Consider the following 21,929-nt stretch of genomic DNA (forward strand, 5'->3'; position numbering starts at 1 on the left):
GACCAATGAGCGAATCCCTGATTTCCCGTACCCGCGCCGCCTTCGTCGCGCAGTTCGGCGCCGAACCCGCGCTGACCGTGCAGGCGCCGGGCCGGGTCAACCTGATCGGCGAGCACACCGACTACAACGACGGCCTGGTGCTGCCCTGCGCGATCGACTATCGCACCGTGATCGCCGCGCGCGCGCGCGACGACCGCATCGTGCGCGTGCTCGCCGCCGACTACGACGGCGCCATCGACGAATACGCGCTGGACCAGCCGATCGAGCGCCGCGACGACGCCATGTGGGCCAACTACGTGCGCGGCGTCGTGCGCGAGCTGCTGCGCCGCGGCCTGCCGCTGCAGGGCATGGACATGGCCATCTCCGGCGACGTGCCGCAGGGCGCCGGCCTGTCCTCGTCGGCCTCGCTGACCGTGGCCGTGGGCCGCCTGTTCGCCACCCTGCCGGGCCTGGAGGGCCTGTCGCCGATCGACATCGCCCTGGTGGCCCAGCATGCCGAGAACGACTTCGTCGGCACCCAGTGCGGCAACATGGACCAGATCATCTCGGCGTCCGGCGTCGAAGGCCACGCGCTGCTGATCGACTGCCGGTCGCTGGAGACGCGCCCGGTGGCCGTGCCCGACGACGCCGCCATCATGATCCTGCACTCGCACGTCAAGCGCGGCCTGGTCGACAGCGAGTACAACACGCGCCGCCAGCAATGCGAGGCGGCCGCGCGCCACCTGGGCGTGCCCGCGCTGCGCGACGCCGACATGGCGCTGCTGGCCTCGCGCGGCGCCGGCCTGGACCCGGTGACGTTCCGGCGCGCGCGCCACGTGATCACGGAGAACGCGCGCGTGCTGGCGGCGGCGGAGGCGCTCGCCGCCGGCGACCTGGCGCGCATGGGCAAGCTGATGGCGGCGTCGCATGTGTCGATGCGCGACGACTTCGAGATCACCGTGCCGCCGATCGACCGCCTGGTCGAGATCGTGGGCGGCGTGATCGGCGAGGCCGGCGGCGTGCGCATGACGGGCGGCGGGTTCGGCGGCTGCGTGGTGGCCGTGGTGCCGCAGGGCCTGGTGGAGGACGTGCGCGCCGCCGTGCTGCGCGACTACCGGGCGCCGGGCGGCGAGCAATCGACCATCTATGTGTGCAAGGCGGCGGCGGGGGCCGGCGTCGTCGACCGCTGATACAGGCGCGTCGCCCCGGCGCAGGCCGGGGCCGAATTTCGCCGCGTAGCCGGGCGTCGGGATTGGACCCAGGCCTGCGCCGGGGTGGCGGGTTCAGTTGATCCGGTACGCACGCCCCAGCCTGGCCACGCTGGCCGCGCACGGCACCGGCCGCGCGCCCGGCATGCCGGGCAGGTGGAAGGTCGTGCGCGGCAGGGCGTCCAGGCGCGCGCCGAGCGGCTGGCCCTGCGGGCCGGGCAGCTGTTCCGACGCGATCATCCAGACCACCGGCACGTCCAGCGTGGCCGGCAGCACCGTATCGATCATCACCATCAGGTTCCAGTCGGCGCACTGGGCGTCGTCGATCGCCAGCAGCAGCGGCTGGCGCCGCGCGCGCTGCCGCACCAGGGCGCACAGGGCGGCCGCATTCAAGGCCTGGGTCGCCGGCAGCGGCCACGCCTGCGGCCCGTCCAGCATGCCCAGGCAGGCGTCGACGTGCTCGGCGCACAGGCCGAGCGCGCGGCAGCGGCTGCGCACCATGTCGTCGACGTCGCCGCCGTCGTCCGGACCGATGTAGAGCAGGGCGCGCACCAGCCGGGCCAGCGGGGCGCCGGCGCGCGCGTCGAGGTCGGCGGCGTGCTGGCCCAGGCCCAGGTTGATGGCCGAGAAGCCGCGCCGGCGCGCATCCTCGGCGCACTCGACCAGCATCGCCGACTTGTCCGAACCTGGCGCGCCGCGCACGTCGACCAGCCGTCCGGCGCCGGTCGCCAGCACGCCGTCGTACAGTGCCGCGCACTGCAGGCGCTCCACGCCGAAGGCCTTGCCGGTCAGCGCGGGCGCGGCGCCGGCGGGGGGCGCGATCAGGGCCTCGACGCCGACCCCGTAGAACGCCGCCAGGTGGCGCACGGTGCGAAAGCGTACCGGCCGTCCCGACTCGGCGCGCTTGAGCGCGGCCCGGGTCAGGCACTGGCGGCGGCCGAGGAAGCGTTCGGAGACGGCCTCGTCGCCCTCGGCGGGCCGCTGGCGCAGCAGGTTCAGGCGGTTGACGTCGAGCGTGACGCGGACGTCGGCGGGCGGCATGATCGAAGCGGGGCGGGACGTAGGCATGTCGTGGTTCGCTTGTTGGGTTGGCCGCGGGGTTGCGGCGGCAACATGGGTATTGCAAGCGCCATGCCATACGGTTTTGGTCACGTTTCAGTTGGTTTTACCGGAAAATGCCGTCTTTTTTACACCCCGACTGACATTGCCGCGTGTAAAATTGCCATGTTTTTTACATGTAAAGCATGCGCGGGGCGACGAACCATGAACGACTTTGACGACTTCACGCTGACCTCGCCCTTGTCCGCGCCCGGCGGCGCCGACCGTCCGCTGCTGGCGCTGACGATCGTCTGGCATCCGGACGCGGGCCGCATCGGCGAGCAGTACGTGGGCGACGCCGGCATGCTCGAACTGAACCGCTACGCCCCGCAGTTCAGCCGTCCCGGCCACGACGGCCTGCCGCTGGGCCATGGCGGCATCTCGCGCGAGCCGCTGCGCTTCGCGCGCAACCGCGCCGACGAAGTGACGCTGCAACTGCCGGCCAGCCGCATGACGGTGGAGCTGAACGGCTGCCCCGCCGAAGGCCTGTTGCGCTTCGACGCCGCCGCCGTGGCGGCGGGCCAGATCCTGACGCTGGGCCGCGCCGTGGTTCTGTGCCTGCACTGGATGACCTGCCTGCCCAAGCACAACCCGGTGCCGGGCCTGGCGGGCGTGGGCAGCGCCGCGATCGGCCTGCGCGACCAGGTGCGCATGGTGGCGCCGACCGACCTCACCGTGCTGCTCCTGGGCGAGACCGGCACCGGCAAGGAAATCGCCGCGCGCGGCATCCACGCGCTGGGCGCGCGCCGCGCCGAGAAGCTGGTGACGGTGAACATGGCCGCCCTGAACGAATCGCTGGCCGCCGCCGACCTGTTCGGCGCCGCCAAGGGCGCCTACACCGGCGCCCAGGCCGACCGCAAGGGCCTGTTCGCGGAAGCCGACGGTGCGACGCTGTTCCTCGACGAGATCGGCAACGCGCCGGCCAGCGTCCAGCCGATGCTGCTGCGCGTGCTGGAGGGCGGCGACTACCGTCCGCTGGGCGCGGCCCAGGAACGCCGCACGACGGCGCGCCTGGTCGCCGCCACCGACCAGAACCTCGACAGCGCCGCCTTCAACCAGGCGCTGCTGCGCCGCCTGGAAGGCTTCACGATCCAGCTGCCGCCGCTGCGCGCCCGGCGCGAGGACATCGGCGTACTGATCGTCCACCTGCTGGCCGCGCAGGGTCCGCTGCCGCCGCTGCCGGCAAGCCTGGTGACGGAAATCGCCTGCTACGACTGGCCCGGCAATATCCGCCAGCTGGCGCACACCCTCAAGCGTGTGGCGCTGCTGGTGGCCAACGGCGGGGTGCCGCACCTGGAGCAACTGGTGCGCATGGGCGCCATGGCCGTGCCGAGCGCGGCGCGGGTGACGGTGGCCGAGCAGGCCACGGCCGCCGTTGCCCCGGTGGTTGCCCCGGCCGTCGCGCCGGTGGCGGCCGACGTCGCGTCGCCGGCGCCAAAGCGCAAGCCGTCCGCGTTGACGGACGACGACGTGCTGGCGGCGATGGTGGACAACGAGTGGAACGTGCAGGCGGCGGCGCGCGCGCTGGGGATTTCGCGGCCGAGCATGTACAAGCTGCTCGACGCGCATGGGCAGATCCGCTGGGCGGAGAAGATTCCGCCGCAAGAGATCGCGCACGCCATGTGCGCGTCCGGCGAGGACGTGGCGCGCGCGGCGGCGGCGCTCAAGACGCCGTCGGAGTCGTTGCGTCGGGAAGTCCGGCGCTTGCGGGAGATCGCCTAGTCGCCCTTGGAGCCGACATCGACCTCCGGATCCGGAACGTAATAGAACGACGTCGTCGCGTCGACGTTGCGCGCGGAGAAGGCGATCGAGAATCCCCACAGCCCCATTTGCTGGGCGACCGTCAAGGTACGATGCTCTTTCAGGTTGATGTGGTTTCCTTCGACGAATGCACTGGAGGACAGGCCTTCCTGCATCTGGCCGCACAGCAGCACGCCTTCGGCAAGGTGGCCAGGACCGTCGAACGTCAGGTTGATCTTGTCGCCGGGAAGCACGTTGCAGCACTTTTCGGTGCCTTTATCATCGAACTCCCACGAGGCCAGTTCGCGGCCTTGAGAAAACGTGATTTTCAGTTCATGAGTGACGGACATTTTCTAATTTCTCCCTGTTTTGGCACGGCGGTTGAGCGGAAAATCCGCAGTTGAAATCCATTAGTCGTCCTGATACGCTGGATCGCGACGCAGGTTGATGAGGTCGGGTTCTGCATCGATGAGCTTGCTCGGATAGCCGAGGCGCCTGGCGGCGCCGATGGCCTGCAGCGCGAGGTCGCGCTTGCCGAGCAACTCATAGGCCAGGCCGGCGCGGAACTGGACCTTCGCGTCCTTCGGCGCCAGCGCGACGGCATGCTGCATCAACGCGATGGCCTGCGCCTGCTCGCCCGCGCGGGCCGCGTAGAGTCCCATGCGCGATACCAGCACGACATCGTCGGGCGAGCGCTGCAACTGAGGCGCGAGCAAGTCGCGCGCCCTGGCGTAGGCCTGCCTGGCCTGCTGTTCGCGGCCCGGCAGCCATAGCAGCGTGTCACCGAGGTTGGCCCAGTACAAATATTTTCCCGGTGCGCCACGGGTCGGCGACACGGCGTTCTCGAACGCTTCGGCGGCGCCGACATAGTCGCCACGCAAGAACAGCGCGTTCCCGAGATTGCTGTACAGCTTGGCATTCGGGCGTACCTGCAGCCCCTGCTGTAGCACGCGCAACGCTTCGTCGTTGCGGTTCTGGTGCAGGAGGACGGCGTTCAGGTTGGCATAGGCGAGTACGGCGTCGGGCTGCAAGGCGATGCTGTGACGAAACGCCTGTTCCGCCGCCTGGTAGTTTTCCTGGGCAAAATACGTCGTGCCCAATTCGTCCGCAAATACACGTTCTTTCGGGAATCGCTTGATGGCATCCGCAAGCGCAGCCAACGCTTCGGGATAGCGGCGGGCGTGGCGCAGCGATTCCACCTTGCCATACCATGCAAAGTAATTGCCCGGATCCAGGCGCAGCGCATGATCGTACGCGCCCAGGGCGCGGTCGAACTGGCCTTCGCTATCCATGACGGCGCCGTTGGCGATATGGCCGAGCGCGAGCTGGGGGTCGAGCTTCAGCGACAGTTGTGCGCTCGCGCTGGCCTTTTGCAGCCAGATCTCGTCCTGGCGGTCTCCCGCATAGCGCAGGTTGTAGGCCAGCGATATGCCGGCCGCGGCGCCGGCACTGTCCGGATTGTGGTCGAGCACCTGCTTGAATGCGGCTTCCGCCTTTTCCAGTTCGCCCGGGCGATCGAACAGTTTCAGGGCGGCGAGACCGCGGCCCATCTCGTTCGCTTCGGAATAGAACAGCCGGTGCTGGTCGATGGGGCCCGCGCGAAAATCGGCCATCCACCAGGCGCCGCCGGCCGCGAGCACGACGGCGGCGGCCGCGCCGGCGACGAGGGACGCGCGCGAGCGCGGCGCCCATAGCGCGCGGGGCGCCGCACCGGCGTCGACGGGAACGACGGGGACGGCGACCGGACCGCTGGCATCCTGGCCGATCCGCCGCAGCACATCGGCCATCGTCGGAATACGATGCTCGGCTTGTCGCGCAGTCATCGCGCGAATCAGCGCAATCAAGGGCGTGTCGATGCTGTCGGGGTATTCCCAGCTGTCGGAGGACGACTGGACATGCGCGGCGGCGAGGGCCAGCCCATTCAGGGTGGAAAAAGGCCGGCGGCCGACGAGGACTTCATACAGCATGACGCCGAGCGCATACACGTCGCCACGCTCGTCCGGCAAACCGCCCAGCAGGCGTTCCGGCGCCATGTAGGCGATCGTCCCGCAGGGCTCCGACTGGGTGACCGTCGTCGTCGCCAGCGCATCCTGGCGCAGCGCCAGGCCGAAATCCAGGATACGCACCTTGCCGTCCGGCTCGATCATCACGTTGGACGGCTTCAGGTCGCCATGCACCAGACCGGACGCGTGCGCATCGCGCATGGCAAGCGCGACCTGGCGCACCCAGTCGAGTGCGGCGTCCACGTCCGGCTTGCCATCGGCCAGCACCTGCTTGAGCGTCCGCCCCGGCACCAGTTCCATGACGATGAACTGGCTGCTGCCGACGTCCTCGACCGCATGGACCTTGACGAACGCCGGGTGCCGCAGCGACGCCGCCATCCGCGCCTCGCGCACGAGGTCTTCGGCAGTCGCCGTGCCGTCGTGGCGGATGCGCTTGATGGCGACGCTGCGCTGCAGCTTGCTGTCCCACGCCTCGTAGACCTCGCCCTGGCCGCCTTCGCCGAGGCGGGCGCGGAATGCGTAATGGCCGAACGACGCGGGCAAGGCTGCGGCGGAGGGTGCGCGGGGAGGGAGAACGTCGTCGGGAACGGCCATGCCAAGGGATAGGGAACGCTGATGTGTTCCTGATTATAGCAATGGGGAAACTAAAAATGGATGCCTAAATGCAATTTTTAGTTGCGTGAAGCAGACGGACCGCGACCGCCGGCCGCCCGCCTCCCGGCTATGCCGGCCGGTCCGCTCGCGCCTGGGCCTGCTGCACCATGTCGCGCTGGTATTCCTCCAGTACGTCGATCGCTCCCCGGATCCGCGATATCGTGTGCTCGAGCTCGCTCTTTTCCCTGGCGATCCTGAGCAGCCGGTCGTCGCACCTGACCAGCTCTTCCTTGAGTTCCGCAAGGCGGCGGTTCAACGGGTCCTGTTCCATGGTGGCGGGTCTCCTCAATTGGAATGGTGGAATGGTGGTTCGGGCAATCCCAGGGATCACGTCCGTGCCGGCCGTTCCGGCGCCACGAACGCCAGCGCTTCCTCGAACGAGCGCAGCACGATGTCGACGTGGTTCTCGACCGCCGCCTGGGTCACGCTCGACTGGTCGAACGGCAGCTTGATGGTCGCCAGCAGCACGGTTGGCAGCGCGTCGCGCAGGGCCCGCGCGGCCGACAGCCAGGGGGCCAGGTTGTCCTCGAGTGGGTAGGGCAGGAACACGGTCGAGACCAGTTCGGCCTTGTCGGCGCCCGGCGTGTCCTCGTCGCCCAGCGTGATGCTGCGCGCGTCGATGTCGGCCTCGCGCAGCGCGCGCACCAGCAGCTCGCTCAGCACCTCGTCGCGCTCGGCCGGCAGGGCGGCGCACAGGACGATCGAGTGCGCCGGCACGTCCAGCGATCCCTGCCAGCGGCCGTGGCGGTTCTCGCGCATCTTGCGCAGGTGCGCGCCGAGGTTGGCGTCGAGCAGGGACACGTCGCGGCGGCGGCGGCTGCGCGTCGGCTTGGCCGCGTCCGGCGCCAGCATCGTCGCCACGCTGGCGATCGTCGTGCGCATGGTGTCGAGCTGGGACGACTCGATGCGGCCGGAGCGCAGGTCGCCGCCGGCCATCGCCAGGCCGGGCAGCAGGATCTGGTCGCAGTAGCGCGCGAAGCTGGCGCGGCGCAGGTAGGCGCGGGCGTCGCGCAGGATGGTGTACGTGTCGCCGGCCAGCACGCGCTGGTACAGGCGCTGGGCGCCGGTCACGCTGGGCGCGTCGCCAAGCAGGATCGTCACCGGCTCGAACCCGCGCACGTGGCGCCCGGCCACGACCAGGCACAGCGTCAGCGGCGTGGACAGCAGCAGCCCCACCGGTCCCCACAGCGCGCCCCAGAACACGGCCGAGACGATCACCGCCAGCGGCGACAGGCCCGAGCTGTGGCCGTACACCTTCGGCTCGACGACGTTGGCGACGAACATTTCCAGCGCCAGGAACAGGGCGATGCAGGAGATCGCCAGCTGCCAGCCCGGGTCGATGGCGGCCACGAAGATGGCGATGATGACGCCGGCCGCCATGATGCCCAGGTAGGGGACGAAGCGCAGCATCCCGGACAGCGCGCCCCACAGGCCCGCATGCGGCACGCCGGCCAGCCAGAGCAGCAGGCCGATCAGGGTGCCGAAGGTGATGTTGACGATGAACTGCGAGAAGAAGAAGCGCGACACGCCCTCGGCGGCATCGGACAGCGTGCGGATGGTGCGGCCGATGTCGTCCTTGCCGGCCAGGCGGATCAGGCGGTCGCGCAGCGATTCGTGTTCGAGCGAGATGAAGACCAGCAGCACCAGGACCAGGCCGGCTTCGCCGAGCGGCCCCCAGGCCATCGAGAACAGGCGCGCGATCTGGTCGCTGGTGGTCAGGCGCGGCTGGCGGATCTCGACCGGCAGCGGCTGCGTCGGGCTGACGGTCACGGTGGTGATGCCGCGCCGCGCGCTGACCGTATTGCCGCGTTCCTGCGGCGAGACGGCGCTCAGCTCGGCCTCGATGCGCGCGAACGGCCGCTCCGTCATCTCGCGCACGGCGGCGACCTTGGTGCGGATGGCGGCGCGGTAGCGCGGCAGGTCGCGCGACACGGCCACCAGCTGGAACGCGAGGATGGTGCTCAGGCCCACCACGCAGGTGCCGACGATCAGCACCGACAGCAGCGTGGCCGGCAGGTGCGCCAGGCCGAACCGGCGCATGCCCCGGATCAGCGGCGCGATGACGAGGCTGAGGATGGCGGCAAGCGCGAGCGGCTCGAGGACGTCGCGGCCGAAATAGAGGAGCCCGAGGACGCAGCAGGCCGTGACGATGGAGCCGGAGGTCAGGTGCTTGAGCAAGGAGGAATCGCGCATTCGCGTGGTGCGGGCAGGCGGCCTCGGCGGACCCAAGGCTAACCAGTAAACATAAAACCTCCAATGTAACTAAAAAGTGGCACTCAATCAAATTCCATCATGGAAATATCTGAAAAGGCGGAGTATTGCATGCGGAAAATGCAATGACCATGCATGCACGTCGTCCCGGCGCAGGCCGGGACCCAATTTTTCGGTGCAGCCGGGATGCATGCAACAATTGGACCCCGGCCTGCGCCGGGGAGACGGCCATTCATGCGCTTGCGTCGATGCCCGCATCGAGCAACCCCAGCAAGCGCTCCCGCAACGCCCCCGCCCGCGCATCCCCGCGCCGCCGCGGCCTCGGCAGCCCGACCTGCAGCTCGGCGCGCGGCGGCCCCGGCTGGCGCTCCAGCAGTACGATGCGGTCGCTCAGGTGCACTGCCTCGTCGATGTCGTGCGTCACCAGCAGCACCCCCAGGCCCCGTTCTGCGGCCACCCGCGCCAGCAGGTCCTGCAGCGCCGTGCGCGTGATCGCGTCGACGGCCGAGAAGGGTTCGTCCAGCAGCAGCACCCGCGGATGCGTGTACAGGCCGCGTGCCAGCGCCACGCGCTGGGCCTGGCCGCCGGACAGGTGCTTGGGCAGCGCCTCGCCGCGCCCGCCCAGGCCCACTTCGGCCAGCAGCGCCTCGATGGCGTCGGCGTCGGCATGCCGTCCGCTCGCGCCGAAGGCCACGTTCTGCGCCACCGTCAGCCAGGGAAACAGGCGCGGTTCCTGGAACACGAAGCCGATGCCGGCGTCCGGACCCGCGAGCGGCCGGCCGTCCAGGCGTACGGATGCCCTGGCGTCGCGGTCCAGGCCCGCGGCGATGGCCAGCAGCGTGCTCTTGCCGCAGCCGCTGGCGCCCAGCAGGCCGACGATCTCGCCGGCGGCGAGGCCGACGCGCAGGCCGCGCAGCACGGTGCGCGCGCCGAAGCGCTTGTCGTCGACGTCGATCTGCAGGAGGCTCATGTTTGCGCTCCGGCGTGGGTGTCGCGCCAGGCCAGCAGGCGCCGCTCGACCGCGACCATGGCCATGTCGCTGGCCTTGCCGAGGATGGCCAGCAGCACGATGGCGGCCAGCACGATGTCGGCGCGGCTGGTCTCGCGGCCGTCCGACAGCAGGTAGCCCAGGCCGCGCGAGGCGGCGATCAGCTCGGCGGCCACCATGAACATCCAGGCCAGCGCCAGCCCGTTGCGCAGGCCGGTGAGGATGGCCGGCAGCGCGGCCGGCAGCAGCACGCGCCGCACCAGCGCGGGCGGCGCCAGGCGGTACAGGCGCCCGACCTCGACCAGCTTGCGGTCCACGCCGCCAAAGCCGGACACCACGCCCGTATAGACCGGAAAGAAGGCGCCGATGCCGATCAGGACCAGCTTGGGCAGCTCGTCGATGCCGAACCAGAGCAGCAGCAACGGCACCCAGGCCAGCGACGGGATCGCGCGCAGCGCCTGCAGGCTCGGGTCGAGCAGGCGCGCGGCGCGGCGGTCGAGCGCGACCACGGCGCCGAACAGGGCGCCCGCCAGCGCGCCGGTGCCGAAGCCCGCCGCCACGCGCAGGATGCTGGCGGCCAGGTGGGCCGGCAGGCCGTGGCCGGCGAGCCAGGCCAGCGTCGCGGCGATCTCGGACGGCGGCGGCATCAGGTTGGCCGGTATCAGCCGCGCACGCACGGCGATCTCGGCGCCGCCGAGTGCCAGCGCCGGCAGCGCGAAGGGCAGCAGCAGCCAGGCGATGCGGCCGGCATGCGGCCGGCGGCGCGGGGGCGGCGCGGCCGCTCGGGCAACGGCACGGCGGGTCAGTGCGGGCGCCGCCATCTCAAGCCCTGGCCAGGTACGGTTGGGCGAAGCGCGTGTCGACCAGCTCGCCGACCACGCGGTCCAGGTCCGTGCCCGTCTTGACCAGGCCCTCGTCCAGCAGGATCGGCGCGGCCTGGCGCAGCGCCGCCAGGTGTTCGGCGCCCGGCTGCGGTTGCGAGAAGTCGCTGCGCAGCTTGATCTGCAGGAGGGCGACCGGCAGCGAGACCTTGGCTTCCTCGGCCAGGATCTTCGCGGCCTCGCCGGGGTTGGCGCGGATCCAGGCGCGCGCCCGTTCATAAGACTTGATGACGCGCGCGGCCTCCTTCGGGCGGCTGGCCAGGAACTGTTCGCGCACGTTGAGAAAGCCATAGGTATTGAATGTGACGTTCCGGTACAGCAGGCGCGAACCGCTTTCCAGTTCGCTGGCCGCCATGTGCGGATCGAGCCCGGCCCAGGCGTCTACCTTCCCCTGCTCGAGCGCGGCGCGGCCGTCGGCGTGCTGCAGGCTGACGTGCTCGATGTCGCCGCGCTTCAGGCCCGCCAGCGGCAGCGCGCGCAGCAGGAACAGGTAGGGGTCGGTACCCTTGGTGGCGGCGATCTTCTTGCCCTTCAGGTCGGCCAGCGTGCGGATCGGCGAGTCCTTGCGCACCACCAGCGCCGTCCATTCCGGACGCGAATAGATGTAGGGCGTGCGGATCGGATTGCCGTTGGCGCGCGCCAGCAGGGCGGCCAGGCCGGCCGAAGAGCCGATGTCGATGCTGCCCGCGTTCAGGTATTCGAGCGCGCGATTGCTGCCGGCGCTGAGCACCCACTTGACGCTGGTGCCGTCCGGCTTGAATTCCTGCTCGAGCCAGCCGAAGCGGCGCAGCACCAGGCTGGTGGGCGAGTAGTAGGCATAGTCGAGGCGCAGCTCGTCCAGGGGCGCGGCGGCGGCGCTGCGCGGCAGCGTGGCGGTGGCGGCGCCGGCGGCGGCCAATTGCAGGAGGGTGCGGCGTTTCATGGATTTCCTTTTCTCTTGTCGTGATGTTCAGGCCGCGCAACGCTTGCCGCCGATTTCAACGTGCCTGCCCGCGTGCCATGCGGGCAGGCGGTCGCCGCGTCCCAGCAACTGGTGGCGCAGCGTCGCTTCCTCGTAGTGTTTGCGGTAGCGCCCGCGGCGCTGCAGTTCCGGCACCACCAGCTCGACCACGTCGCGCATCGATTCGTGGGCCACGGCGACGGCGAGGTTGAAGCCGTCGGCGCCGGTGTCGTCGATCCAGCTTTCCAGCTGGTCGGCCACCTGTTTCGGGTCGCCGACCAGCACCGGTCCGCGTCCGCCCAGGCCGATGAATTGCGCCGCCTCGCGCACGGTCCAGCTGCGCGCCGGGTCGGCCACGCTGAGCGAGGCCAGCGCCGTGCGGCCGGCATCGGTGTCGACGTAGTGGATTGGAGCGTCCGGGTCGGCGCGCGAAAAGTCGACGCCGGTCCAGCCGGACAGCAGCGCCAGCGCCGCCTCGACGTCTACATGCGCCAGGTAGTCGCGGTATTTTTCTTCGGCTTGCGCGGCGGTCGGCGCGACCACGATCAGCGCCTGGGCATACACCAGCAGGCCGGCCGGATCGCGCCCGGCGGCGCGCGCCGCGACGCGGATGGCGTCCACGTAGCGCCGCACCACCGCCTTGCTCGGCCCCGACACGAACGTTGCCTCAGCGTGGCGGGCCGCGAAGGCGACGCCGCGCGCCGAGGTGCCGGCCTGGTACAGGAAGGGCGTGCGCTGCGGCGAAGGCTCGCTCAGGTGGATGCCGGGCACCGAATACCAGCGCCCTTCGTGGGCAATGGGACGGACCTTGCCCGGGTCGGCGTAGATGCCGCGCGCCTTGTCGGCCACGACGGCGTCGTCGGCCCAGCTGTGTTCCCACAGCTTGTAGACCACGTCCAGGTATTCGTCGGCCAGGTCGTAGCGCTCGTCGTGGCCCGGCAGGCGCGCCGCGCCCAGGTTGCGCGCCGCGCTGTCGAGGTAGCCGGTGACGATGTTCCAGCCGACCCGGCCCTCGCTCAGGTGGTCGAGCGTCGACATGCGCCGGGCGAAGGTGTACGGGTGTTCGCCGGTGACGGCCGCGGTGACGCCGAAGCCCAGGTGGCGGGTGGCGTGGGCCATCAGCGGCACCAGCGCCAGCGGATCGTTCAGCGGCGCCTGCACGCCGTGGCGCAGGGCGGCGTCGGCGCTGCCCCGGTAGACGTCGTAGACGCCCAGCACGTCGGCCAGGAACAGGGCGTCGAAGCGGCCGTCTTCCAGCAGGCGCGCCAGTTCGACCCAGTGGCGCGCATGCTTGTAGCGCCAGCTGGTGTCGCGTGGATGCGTCCACAGGCCGGGCGACTGGTGGCCAACGGTATTCATCTGGAAGGCGTTGAAGCGGATGGTCTTGGGCATGGCGCGAGATCAGCGGCGTGGTTCGGCCAGCAGGGCGAGCTGGTAATCGGTCCTGGCGTAGCCGGGATTGTGCTTCTCGGTCCAGGCCAGGAAGGCGCGCGAGCGGTAGGCGGCGGCGATGGCCCTGGCGAACGGTTTGTTTTCGTCGCCGCGCCGCACCGCCACCAGGTTGGCGTAGTTGCGCGAGACGGTCTCGGTGCGCAGCGCTTCCGTCAGCTTCAGGCCCGAGGCTAGCGCGTAGTTGCCGTTGACGAAGGCGTAATCGGCGTCCTGCAGCGCGCGCGGCAGTTGCGCAGCCTCCAGCGGCAGCAGCTTGATGCCTCTGAGGTTGGCGGCGACGTCGCGTTCGGACGCCTTGAGCGGATCGGTCGCCGGCTTCAGGCGGATCCATCCGAGCTGCTCCAGCATGACCAGCGCGCGCGCCTGGTTGGTCGGGTCGTTGGGCAGGGCCACCGTCGCGCCGCTTTTCGCCGCGTCCAGCGACTTGTGGCGGCGGCTGTAGATGGCGATGGGCGCGGTGGGCACGGTAATGAGTTCCGCCAGCGCCAGCTTGTGGTCGGCGGCGAACTTGCGCAGGTAAATCATGTGCTGGAACACGTTGGCGTCGAGCGAACCGTCGGCCAGCGCGAAGTTGGGCTGGACGTAGTCGTTGAACTCGACGATCCTGACCTTCCAGCCCTGGCCTTCCAGGATCGGCTTGATGCCCAGCCGGACCTGGTCGGCGTAGGGGCCGGCGCTGGTGCCGATGACGATTTCCCTGGCGTCCCCGGCATGGGCCGGAAGGTGGCCGAGGGAGAGAGCGGCGAGTGCGGCGAGTGCGGCCAGCGCCGCTCGGCGTAAGTGTTGCATGTTCGTCCTTGTGGATGGATGAAGAATCAGCGCTTGTCGAGCCGGCGCGCGAGACCGCCGCCGCACAGCTGGATCACTTGCACCACCGCCACCAGCACGGCGACGGTGAAGATCATGATGTCGGTCTCGAAACGGTAGTAGCCGTAGCGGATGGCCAGGTCGCCGATGCCGCCGCCGCCCACCACGCCGGCCACCGCCGAGTAGGACAGGAAGCTGATGGCCAGCACCGTCAGCGCCAGCACGATGCCGGAGCGGGCCTCGACCAGCAGCACGCGGGTGACCACCTGCAGCTCCGAGGCACCCATCGAGCGCGCCGCCTCGATCACGCCGCGCGGCACGTCGCGCAGCGTCTGCTCGACCAGGCGGGCGAAATACGGGATCGCCGCCACCGACAGCGGCACCGAAGCCGCCAGCGGGCCGATCGAGGTGCCGACCACCAGGCGCGTGACCGGCACCAGCGCCACCAGCAGGATGATGAAGGGGAAGGAGCGGATCGTGTTCACGGTCCAGCCCAGCAGCAGCGCCAGCGGACGGTGGCGCAATGACTGGCCGTCGCCCACCAGGAACAGCAGGATGCCCAGCGGGCCGCCGAACAGCAGGGCGCAAGCCAGGCCGATGCCGAGCATGGTCAGGGTCTGGCCCAGGGCCACGGCGAGCTCGGGCAGGATGTCGGTCAGGTGGTCAAGCATGCTGGGCTCCCCGGCCGAACAGGGCGACCGCTTCGCTGCGGTAGAAGGCGAGTTCGCGGCCCAGCGCCGTGCGCGGCGGCGCGATGGTGGCGCCCAGGTCGATGTCCTCGGCGACGACGCCGTCCTCGATGACGGCGATGCGCCGGCACAGCGCGGCCAGCGCCTGCAGTTCGTGGCTGACGATGACGATGGTGACGCCCAGCCGGGCGTTGACGTCGCGCAGCGTGAGCAGCAGGGCGCGCGTGGTCTCGGCGTCGAGCGCGGACGTCGGTTCGTCGCACAACAGGATGCGCGGCTGGCTCGCGAGGGCGCGGGCGATCGCTACGCGCTGCTTCTGCCCGCCCGACAGCTGCGCCGGCCAGGCATTGGCCTTGTCGGCGATGCCCACCAGTTCCAGGCATTCGCGCACCCGTTGTTCCCGGCGCGGCGCGTTCAGCAGGCCGTGCAGGCGCAGCGGGAAGGCGACGTTGGCGGCCACCGTCAGGTTCTGCAGCAGGTTGTACTGCTGGAAGATCATGCCGATGTCGCGCCGCGCCGCGCGCAGCTCGGCGCGCCCCAGCCGCGCCAGGTCGCGCCCGCCGACGAGGATGCGGCCGCGGTCCGGCCTCTCCAGCAGGTTGATCATGCGCAGCAGCGTCGACTTACCTGCGCCGCTGCGGCCGGCGATGCCGACGATCTCGCCGGCGCCCACGTCGAGGGTCGCGCCGCGCAGCGCCGCGCTGCGGTCGACCCCGGCGCCGAAGGCTTTCGCCACGCCGTCGATGCGGATCAGCGGGGCGGCCGGGTTGGCGTCGATCCCGTTCATCGCCGCGCTCACGAGTAGGCGCTCGGTTCCGGCAGGCGGCCGTCGAGCGCGTGGCGGCCCAGGTCGCGCAGCTTGTAGTCGACCGGGTCGTGCAGCGTGTGCACGCGGGCGTTGCGCCAGAAGCGGTCGAAGCCGTAGCGGGCCGAGGTCGAGCGCGCGCCGGTCAGCTCGAACAACTGGCCGCCGATGCCGATGGCGGCGCGGTGCGCCAGCACCTTGGCCTCGGCCACGGCGATGGCCACCTCGCCGCGCTCGCGCGCCGACAGGGCGGCGCCGCGCTCGAAGGCGGCATCGAGCAGGCGGCCCGCGTCGTCGGCCAGCGCCTGCGCCGGGCGCGCCAGCAGGTGGAATTCGCCGAAGCGGTGCTGCACGTAAGGGTCGTCGGTGGCCGCCGCCACTTCGGGGCCGGACGCGAACCAGGGCCGCGCTTCCTCCTGCAGGTAGCGCCGCGCCGCACCCAGGGCGCCCTCGGCAATGCCGAGGTAGAGGTTGGCCATGACCAGCTGGGCCACCTGCGAGCGCAGCGTCGACTGCGGCGTCGGCGCGCGGTGGGCCGGCTGCAGCACCAGGTCCTCGGGCAGCACGACGCGCTCGAAATGCACGGCGCCGCTGTCGGTCTGGCGCTGGCCGAAGGCATCCCAGTCGGCCTCCACGGCGATGCCAGGCTGCGTGGCCGGCAGCACGGCGACCAGCGCGGCCTGCGCCAGCGGGTCCCAGGCCGACACGGTCAGCCAGTCGGCACCGACGGAGCCGGAGGCGAAGCTCTTGGTCCCGTCCAGCACGTAGCCGCCGGCCGTGGGCGTGGCGACCAGGCGCCGGTCGAGCGGATTCAGGGCATTGCCCCAGAAGATGTCGCGCTCGATGGTGTCGGTCAGCAGGCGGCGCTGCTGGCGCGCGTCGCCGTACAGGCGGATGCCGGCCAACTGCAGGTGGTGGAAGCCGAGCAGGTGGGCGAGGGCGCTGTCGGCGCGCGCCACGATGCGCACGGCGCGCAGCACGGTGGACCAGTCGGCGCCGTCGCCGCCGAATTCCCGCGGCACCGACAGCGCCAGCAGGCCGGAGCCGCGCACCAGTTCGCGTTCGCGCGCCGGATGGCCGCCGGCGCGGTCGCGCTCGACGGCGGTCTGTTCGAGCTGCGCGGCCAGGGTGGCGGCGGCGGCGAGCGGGTCGTAGCCGGCGGGCGCGATCGGCGCGGCGGCGGGGGCGTCCGTGTCGGACGCGTGGAGGGCCAGGGTCATGGGCGGTATCCTGTTCGGCAATGAGGCCCAGTATTGCAAAGGCCGTACACCGCGTGAACGAAGATATTTCGCCTTGTATATGTGCGGAATGTTAAAACGAAAAACGTTCTAGCATGTGCGCAATGCTGCGAGATCGGGCAGGAATAGCCTCCCGGTAGCATCACAGCGTCGTCCCCGCGCAGGCGGGACCCCGGGTTGCATGCGTACCGGCTGCGAATGCAGAACTTGGATCCCCGCCTTCGCGGGGATGACGATGGGCCGGGAATGACCGTGGACTTATCGCGCCACGATCAGGCGCAGCCCCAGGCCGATGAAGATCGCGCCCGCGATCCGGTCCAGCCACATGCCCGCCGTCGGCCGCCGCCCCAGCCAGGCGCCCACCGCGCCGGAAAAGGCGCCGAGCAGGCCGAACAGCACGGCCGCCTGCAGCGTGAACGTGATGCCCAAAAGGGCCGTCTGCAGGTTGGCGTCGCCGCGGCCGGGCGCCACGAATTGCGGCAGGAAGGACAGGAAGAACAGCGCCACCTTCGGATTGATCGCATTGGCCAGCATGCCCTTGAAGAACAGGACGCGCGCCGGCTCGGTCGCACCCTCGGCGGCGCCGACGCGGGCCACGCCGCGGCTGCGGATCGCGTGCAAGCCCATCCAGGCCAGGTACAGGCCGCCGCAGACCTTGAGCGTGGCGAAGGCCAGCGGCGAGGCGGCGATCAGCGCGCTGACGCCGAGCACGGCCAGCAGCGTGTGGCTCAGGCAGCCGAAGGCGCAGCCCAGGCCGAAGGCGACGCCGCGCGCGCGTCCCCGGGCGACGCCGATGCTCAGCACCATCATGTTGTCGGGGCCGGGCGACAGCGTCAGCAGGATGGCGGCGGCGAGGAAGGCCAGGAACTGGTCGGGAGTCAGCATGGGCGGGCAGGCGGGCAAAAAGTGGCCATCTTACATTTCATTTGCCGCAAGCACTACCACGCGCGCGACAGCACCGCGCCATCGCGTCGACGCTTCGTGTAAAGTGCCAGTTTTGCAACCTGCGCCCGCATGACCAAGAACAAGCATCAACGTCCGATCCGCCACGCGACCGAACGCGTCCTGAATGCCCTGCTGCTGGGCGGCGCGGTGGCGGGCCTCAGCTACCGGCTCGGCGGGCAGGGGCGGGTGCGCGTGGCGCGCCACGCGGTCGCGCTGGCGCCGGACAAGCGCCTGGCGCGGCCCCTGCGCATCGGCTTCGCGTCCGACTTCCATGCCGGCCCCACGACGGACGGCCGCCTGTTCGACGACCTGCTCGCGCGGCTGGCGCAGGAGCGGCCCGACGTCCTGCTGCTGGGCGGCGACTACGTTTCCTTCGACGCCGGCAACATCGCCGCGCTGGGCGACTTCCTGCGCCGGGCGCGGGCGCCGCTCGGCACCTATGCGGTGCTCGGCAACCACGACGTCTGGAACGGCCGCGTACCCATCGAGGCGGCGCTGCGCGACGCCGGCGTGACCGTGCTGGTGAACCGCAGCGTGGCGCTGCCGGCGCCGTTCGGCCAGGTCAGCGTGTGCGGCATCGACGACCCGTGGACCGGCGAACCCTCGGCGAGGGCCACGTTCGAGGGCGCCGGCGACGTGCGCATCTATCTCATGCATTCCCCCGACGGCCTGTGGCGCCTCGATCGCCAGCACTTCGACGTCGGCCTGGCCGGGCATACCCATGGTGGGCAGATCGCGCTCCAGAATGGTGCACCGCTGTTCCGTCCCAGCGGTCCGGTATCGCGCGATTACTGCTATGGCCGCTTCGACATCCCCGGCAACGGCCCCCTCCTGGTGAGCCGCGGGGTCGGCTGCGCCGGGATTCCGCTGCGCCTGAATGCCGACCCGGAATTGCTGGTGTGCACGCTGTCCTAGGCGGCGATGCCGGAGTAAATGGTATCCGTGCAGTGGATTCGCAGCATTTTCATGCTCCCGATCACAAAAAATAAGTATTTCCTTTGATTCTGGATAACAGAATGGTGATAATGGCACGCCGCTAATGCTGCTGCCCGGCATTGTTTTTGCATGCCGGAAAGCTGCGCAGGCCCGTACCCAAGAGGAGACAAGTGCGCGTGCATCCCGTCGGGATCGACACGATCGCTCTGCGGCGGTGCACACAACAACGAGGGCGCGGGATCACTCTACAAACGATTGGAGAAAGCAGTGAGTCTTTTCAGAACCAAGAATCTCGACGACATGGTCGCAGCCGCCGGCAAACCCAGCGGCCTGCGCAAGGTATTGGGTCCGACCGACCTGATCCTGATGGGCATCGGGGCCATCATCGGCACCGGCATCTTCGTGCTCACCGGCGCCGGCGCACTGACCGCCGGTCCGGCGCTGACGGTGTCCTTCATCGTCGCCGCCATCGCCTGCGGCTTCGCGGCGATGTGCTACGCGGAGTTCGCGTCCACCGTGCCGGTCGCCGGCTCGATCTATACCTACAGCTATGCGACGCTGGGCGAAATCGTCGCGTGGATGATCGGCTGGGACCTGCTGCTCGAGTATGGCTTGGCGACCTCGACCGTGGCGAGCGGCTGGTCCGGCTATTTCCAGTCGCTGCTGAAAGGCTTCGGCATCGCGATCCCGCAGGCGCTGTCGGCCGCGCCGGGCGCGCTGCCGAACGTGCAGACCGTGATGAACCTGCCGGCCCTCGTCATCATGCTGCTGCTGACCTGGATGCTGTCGCTGGGCGTGCGCGAGTCGGCGCGCGTGAACAACGTGATGGTGATCATCAAGACGGTCGTCGTGCTGCTGTTCATCGCCGTCGGCGTCAAGCACGTGGCGCCGGCGAACTGGACGCCGTTCGCCCCGTTCGGCGTGAACGGCATCATGAGCGCCGCCGCCGTCGTGTTCTTCGCCTTCATCGGCTTCGACGCCGTGACCTCGGCCGCCGAGGAAGTCAAGCGTCCGGAGCGCGACCTGCCGATCGGCATCATCGGCTCGCTGCTGATCTGCACCGTGCTGTACGTCATCGTGGCCGCCATCATGACCGGCATCGTCCCGTTCAAGCTGTTCGAAGGCGTCGACCACCCCGTTTCGCTGGCCCTGCAGCACGCGGGCGAGAACTGGTTCGCCGGTTGGATCGACCTGGGTGCCATCCTCGGCATGACCACCGTGATCCTGGTGATGGCCTACGGCCAGACCCGCATCCTGTTCGCCATGTCGCGCGACGGCCTGCTGCCGGAGAAACTCTCGCGCGTGCATCCGAAATACGGCACCCCGTTCTTCGCGACCTGGATGGTCGGCATCGTGTTTGGCCTGATGGCCGCCTTCATCCCGCTGAACGTGCTGGCCGAACTGGTCAACATCGGCACCCTGGCTGCGTTCTGCCTGGTGTCGGTCGCCGTGATCGTGCTGCGCAAGAAGCGTCCGGACCTCAAGCGCGCGTTCCGCTGCCCGGGCGTGCCCGTCGTGCCGGCCATCGCCGTGGTGTTCTGCCTGGCGCTGATGTCGTTCCTGTCGGCCATCACCTGGATCGCCTTCGGCGTCTGGCTGCTGATCGGCCTGCTGGTCTATTTCGGCTACGCCCGTTCGCGTTCCAAGCTGCGCGACGTGCAATAAAAAAATAAAGTGTGTGCGGCGAGGTGCGCCGCCACGCGCCAACGGGGCGGCCATGTGCCGCCCTTTTTACATATTGCTATCAGGCATTAATACGGGATTAACTCATTTGAAATTCATGTAATTTTTGTAAGTTCTGTCCGACAAGCACGAGGGTGGCGCACCGATGTCGTGCGCAAGGCAGGGTCCGCATAATCGGGGTAGCACATCTACCAGACCATTGCCATGACCTCACTGTTTGCCGTCGATAATGCCGACACCCGCAGCGCGCAGGAAGCGCGCCCGGTGCAGGGCACCCCCGACTCGAAAGCACTTTATTTTGCGCTGCTGGATACCCCGGCGGAAGCCGCCGCGGCGTCGCGTGCTTATTTGCAAGCCCAGATCGCCGCGGCGCGCACCATCGGCGCCGACGACCTGCCGGAAGCGCCCTGGCAACTGCAGGGCTGGATCCAGGGCCGCGCCGAGACCGTCGGCCTGGCCTACCGCGAATACCTGGCGGCCCGCAAGAACGGCGCGCCGCGCCGCTATTTCTCGAACAAGTCGCACGCGCTGTACTTCCTGAAGGGCGCCGCGCCGACCAAGCTGGTCGACGGCGCCTGGCTGTACGGCGTGCTGCCGCGCTGGGAAAACCCGGACTTCCACCCGCTCATCAAGACCTACCTCGAAGAGCTGGGCGACGGCGTGCCGGACAAGAACCACGTCACGCTGTACCGCCGCCTGCTGGCCGCGCACGGCTGCGAACACTGGGAAGACCTGTCGGACGAGCATTTCGTGCAGGGAGCGATCCAGCTGGCGCTGGCCTACCACGCGGACGCTTTCCTGCCCGAGGTCGTGGGCTACAACCTCGGCTACGAGCAGCTGCCGCTGCACCTGCTGATCACCTCCTACGAGCTGAACGAACTGGGCATCGATCCCTACTACTTCACGCTGCACGTCACCGTCGACAACGCCGGCAGTGGCCATGCGCACAAGGCCGTGCAGGCCGTGCGCACGCTGGCCGCGCAGTCGGGCGACCCGGCCGCGTTCTGGCGCCGCGTGCTGGACGGCTACCGCCTGAACGACCTGGGCGCCTGCACCACGTCGATCATCGGCGCGTTCGACCTGGAGGCCGAACTGGTCGAGATCTTCACGGCCAAGGCGGCGATCGGCAAGAACATGCACTCGGATTACTGCCGCGTGGCCGGCCGCTCGGTCAACGACTGGCTGGGCGAGCCGAAGGACATCCCGGACTTCCTCAAGGCGATGGAGGATTCCGGCTGGATCCAGCGCGGCGAGGCGGTCGAGAACAGCCGCTTCTGGCGCCTGATCCAGGGCGAGCGGGCCGAGATGTTCGGCGTGTTCTCGTCCTACGAGCAGCAGGTGCTGCGCGACTGGATCACCAGCACCCGCGACGACGCCCGCAGCAGCCGCACCGGCCGCGTGCTCAGCCACCGCGCGCGCCAGCGCACGCTGGACAAGCTGAACCAGCAGGGCGAGCGCAGCGGCTACCCGGAGCGCGGCCTGATCCGCCGCCGCTCGGCCGGCGCCGGCGGCGACAGCGAACTGGTGCAGCTGGAAGAGCGCGTCGCCAGCGCCGCCGGCAAGCAGGAAGCCATGGCCATGCTGGCGCGGCTGATGTCGCCCTCGGTGCACCACACGGCGATCGGGCTGATGGCGACGCGGATGTACTCGCGCCTGCTGGACGCCTGACCGG

The 21,929-nt window shown here is 69.8% G+C and carries 19 protein-coding genes; 5 read left to right on the forward strand and 14 right to left on the reverse strand.

Annotated features, from left to right (window positions below):
- Positions 1-5 precede the first annotated feature (5 nt).
- The gene (gene galK, locus QZ749_RS09480) at positions 6-1,169 is read left to right on the forward strand and encodes a galactokinase (protein ID WP_296945815.1); all 1,164 of its coding nucleotides are present in this window, start codon (positions 6-8) and stop codon (positions 1,167-1,169) included.
- 93 nt (positions 1,170-1,262) lie between these two features.
- Here the strand turns inward: galK and QZ749_RS09485 are convergent, their stop codons facing one another.
- Positions 1,263-2,255 (reverse strand): hypothetical protein, encoded by a 993-nt coding sequence (locus QZ749_RS09485; RefSeq protein WP_296945816.1) that lies wholly within the window; start codon positions 2,253-2,255, stop codon positions 1,263-1,265.
- A 195-nt stretch (positions 2,256-2,450) separates the two neighbouring features.
- On the opposite strand from QZ749_RS09485, the gene QZ749_RS09490 reads away from it, so the two are divergent.
- Positions 2,451-4,007, forward strand: coding sequence for a sigma 54-interacting transcriptional regulator (locus QZ749_RS09490; protein ID WP_296945817.1), 1,557 nt, complete (start codon positions 2,451-2,453; stop codon positions 4,005-4,007).
- On the opposite strand, the gene QZ749_RS09495 is transcribed toward QZ749_RS09490, so the two are convergent.
- The 13 genes from QZ749_RS09495 to QZ749_RS09555 all read right to left on the reverse strand — a co-directional run bounded on the left by QZ749_RS09495 (position 4,004) and on the right by QZ749_RS09555 (position 17,578).
- A complete protein-coding gene (locus tag QZ749_RS09495) occupies positions 4,004-4,375 on the reverse strand; it encodes a hypothetical protein (protein ID WP_296945820.1) in 372 nt (123 codons plus the stop codon). The genes QZ749_RS09490 and QZ749_RS09495 overlap by 4 nt on opposite strands.
- A 60-nt stretch (positions 4,376-4,435) precedes the next feature.
- The gene (locus QZ749_RS09500) at positions 4,436-6,622 is read right to left on the reverse strand and encodes a serine/threonine-protein kinase (protein WP_296945823.1); all 2,187 of its coding nucleotides are present in this window, start codon (positions 6,620-6,622) and stop codon (positions 4,436-4,438) included.
- A 127-nt stretch (positions 6,623-6,749) separates the two neighbouring features.
- Positions 6,750-6,953: a hypothetical protein gene (locus QZ749_RS09505; protein WP_296945825.1), complete on the reverse strand. Its 204-nt coding sequence runs from the start codon at positions 6,951-6,953 to the stop codon at positions 6,750-6,752.
- Positions 6,954-7,009: 56 nt separating this feature from the next.
- Positions 7,010-8,875 carry an AI-2E family transporter gene (locus QZ749_RS09510; RefSeq protein WP_296945828.1) on the reverse strand — a complete coding sequence of 622 codons (1,866 nt, stop codon included), beginning with the start codon at positions 8,873-8,875 and terminating at the stop codon, positions 7,010-7,012.
- A 250-nt stretch (positions 8,876-9,125) separates the two neighbouring features.
- Positions 9,126-9,863, reverse strand: coding sequence for an ABC transporter ATP-binding protein (locus tag QZ749_RS09515; RefSeq protein WP_296945831.1), 738 nt, complete (start codon positions 9,861-9,863; stop codon positions 9,126-9,128).
- Complete coding sequence (locus tag QZ749_RS09520; protein WP_296945832.1) at positions 9,860-10,702, reverse strand: ABC transporter permease; 843 nt, start codon at positions 10,700-10,702, stop codon at positions 9,860-9,862. Before QZ749_RS09520 ends, QZ749_RS09515 begins: the two co-directional genes overlap by 4 nt.
- 1 nt (position 10,703) lies before the next feature.
- Positions 10,704-11,684 (reverse strand): aliphatic sulfonate ABC transporter substrate-binding protein, encoded by a 981-nt coding sequence (locus QZ749_RS09525; RefSeq protein ID WP_296945834.1) that lies wholly within the window; start codon positions 11,682-11,684, stop codon positions 10,704-10,706.
- A 27-nt stretch (positions 11,685-11,711) separates the two neighbouring features.
- Entirely contained in the window at positions 11,712-13,094 is a 1,383-nt protein-coding gene (locus QZ749_RS09530; protein WP_296945835.1) for an LLM class flavin-dependent oxidoreductase, read from the reverse strand.
- A 9-nt stretch (positions 13,095-13,103) separates the two neighbouring features.
- Complete coding sequence (locus QZ749_RS09535) at positions 13,104-13,943, reverse strand: MetQ/NlpA family ABC transporter substrate-binding protein (RefSeq protein WP_296945838.1); 840 nt, start codon at positions 13,941-13,943, stop codon at positions 13,104-13,106.
- A 26-nt stretch (positions 13,944-13,969) separates the two neighbouring features.
- Positions 13,970-14,632, reverse strand: a complete 663-nt coding sequence (locus QZ749_RS09540; protein ID WP_296945841.1) for a methionine ABC transporter permease — start codon at positions 14,630-14,632, stop codon at positions 13,970-13,972.
- On the reverse strand, positions 14,625-15,437 hold the full coding sequence (locus QZ749_RS09545) for a methionine ABC transporter ATP-binding protein (RefSeq protein WP_296945845.1): 813 nt from the start codon (positions 15,435-15,437) through the stop codon (positions 14,625-14,627). Before QZ749_RS09545 ends, QZ749_RS09540 begins: the two co-directional genes overlap by 8 nt.
- An 8-nt stretch (positions 15,438-15,445) precedes the next feature.
- Positions 15,446-16,675 carry an acyl-CoA dehydrogenase family protein gene (locus QZ749_RS09550; protein WP_296945849.1) on the reverse strand — a complete coding sequence of 410 codons (1,230 nt, stop codon included), beginning with the start codon at positions 16,673-16,675 and terminating at the stop codon, positions 15,446-15,448.
- Positions 16,676-16,951: 276 nt separating this feature from the next.
- Positions 16,952-17,578: a LysE family translocator gene (locus QZ749_RS09555; protein WP_296945852.1), complete on the reverse strand. Its 627-nt coding sequence runs from the start codon at positions 17,576-17,578 to the stop codon at positions 16,952-16,954.
- Positions 17,579-17,707: 129 nt separating this feature from the next.
- Between QZ749_RS09555 and QZ749_RS09560 the strand changes: the two genes are divergently transcribed.
- The 3 genes from QZ749_RS09560 to QZ749_RS09570 all read left to right on the forward strand — a co-directional run bounded on the left by QZ749_RS09560 (position 17,708) and on the right by QZ749_RS09570 (position 21,925).
- Entirely contained in the window at positions 17,708-18,553 is an 846-nt protein-coding gene (locus tag QZ749_RS09560; RefSeq protein ID WP_296945854.1) for a metallophosphoesterase, read from the forward strand.
- Between the two features lie 288 nt (positions 18,554-18,841).
- A complete protein-coding gene (locus tag QZ749_RS09565; protein WP_296945857.1) occupies positions 18,842-20,239 on the forward strand; it encodes an amino acid permease in 1,398 nt (465 codons plus the stop codon).
- A 222-nt stretch (positions 20,240-20,461) separates the two neighbouring features.
- Entirely contained in the window at positions 20,462-21,925 is a 1,464-nt protein-coding gene (locus QZ749_RS09570; protein ID WP_296945859.1) for an iron-containing redox enzyme family protein, read from the forward strand.
- Positions 21,926-21,929 lie beyond the last annotated feature (4 nt).

This window comes from uncultured Massilia sp., from assembly GCF_913773735.1.
In the GTDB taxonomy this organism is placed as follows: Bacteria; Pseudomonadota; Gammaproteobacteria; order Burkholderiales; family Burkholderiaceae_D; genus Telluria.

Excerpts from the sequence above, each read along its gene's own strand:
- galK (WP_296945815.1), top strand. The coding sequence starts at position 6 with ATGAGCGAATCCCTGATTTCCCGTACCCGCGCCGCCTTCGTCGCGCAG.
- QZ749_RS09485 (WP_296945816.1), bottom strand. The coding sequence starts at position 2,255 with ATGCCTACGTCCCGCCCCGCTTCGATCATGCCGCCCGCCGACGTCCGC.
- QZ749_RS09490 (WP_296945817.1), top strand. The coding sequence starts at position 2,451 with ATGAACGACTTTGACGACTTCACGCTGACCTCGCCCTTGTCCGCGCCC.
- QZ749_RS09495 (WP_296945820.1), bottom strand. The coding sequence starts at position 4,375 with ATGTCCGTCACTCATGAACTGAAAATCACGTTTTCTCAAGGCCGCGAA.
- QZ749_RS09500 (WP_296945823.1), bottom strand. The coding sequence starts at position 6,622 with ATGGCCGTTCCCGACGACGTTCTCCCTCCCCGCGCACCCTCCGCCGCA.
- QZ749_RS09505 (WP_296945825.1), bottom strand. The coding sequence starts at position 6,953 with ATGGAACAGGACCCGTTGAACCGCCGCCTTGCGGAACTCAAGGAAGAG.
- QZ749_RS09510 (WP_296945828.1), bottom strand. The coding sequence starts at position 8,875 with ATGCGCGATTCCTCCTTGCTCAAGCACCTGACCTCCGGCTCCATCGTC.
- QZ749_RS09515 (WP_296945831.1), bottom strand. The coding sequence starts at position 9,863 with ATGAGCCTCCTGCAGATCGACGTCGACGACAAGCGCTTCGGCGCGCGC.
- QZ749_RS09520 (WP_296945832.1), bottom strand. The coding sequence starts at position 10,702 with ATGGCGGCGCCCGCACTGACCCGCCGTGCCGTTGCCCGAGCGGCCGCG.
- QZ749_RS09525 (WP_296945834.1), bottom strand. The coding sequence starts at position 11,684 with ATGAAACGCCGCACCCTCCTGCAATTGGCCGCCGCCGGCGCCGCCACC.
- QZ749_RS09530 (WP_296945835.1), bottom strand. The coding sequence starts at position 13,094 with ATGCCCAAGACCATCCGCTTCAACGCCTTCCAGATGAATACCGTTGGC.
- QZ749_RS09535 (WP_296945838.1), bottom strand. The coding sequence starts at position 13,943 with ATGCAACACTTACGCCGAGCGGCGCTGGCCGCACTCGCCGCACTCGCC.
- QZ749_RS09540 (WP_296945841.1), bottom strand. The coding sequence starts at position 14,632 with ATGCTTGACCACCTGACCGACATCCTGCCCGAGCTCGCCGTGGCCCTG.
- QZ749_RS09545 (WP_296945845.1), bottom strand. The coding sequence starts at position 15,437 with ATGAACGGGATCGACGCCAACCCGGCCGCCCCGCTGATCCGCATCGAC.
- QZ749_RS09550 (WP_296945849.1), bottom strand. The coding sequence starts at position 16,675 with ATGACCCTGGCCCTCCACGCGTCCGACACGGACGCCCCCGCCGCCGCG.
- QZ749_RS09555 (WP_296945852.1), bottom strand. The coding sequence starts at position 17,578 with ATGCTGACTCCCGACCAGTTCCTGGCCTTCCTCGCCGCCGCCATCCTG.
- QZ749_RS09560 (WP_296945854.1), top strand. The coding sequence starts at position 17,708 with ATGACCAAGAACAAGCATCAACGTCCGATCCGCCACGCGACCGAACGC.
- QZ749_RS09570 (WP_296945859.1), top strand. The coding sequence starts at position 20,462 with ATGACCTCACTGTTTGCCGTCGATAATGCCGACACCCGCAGCGCGCAG.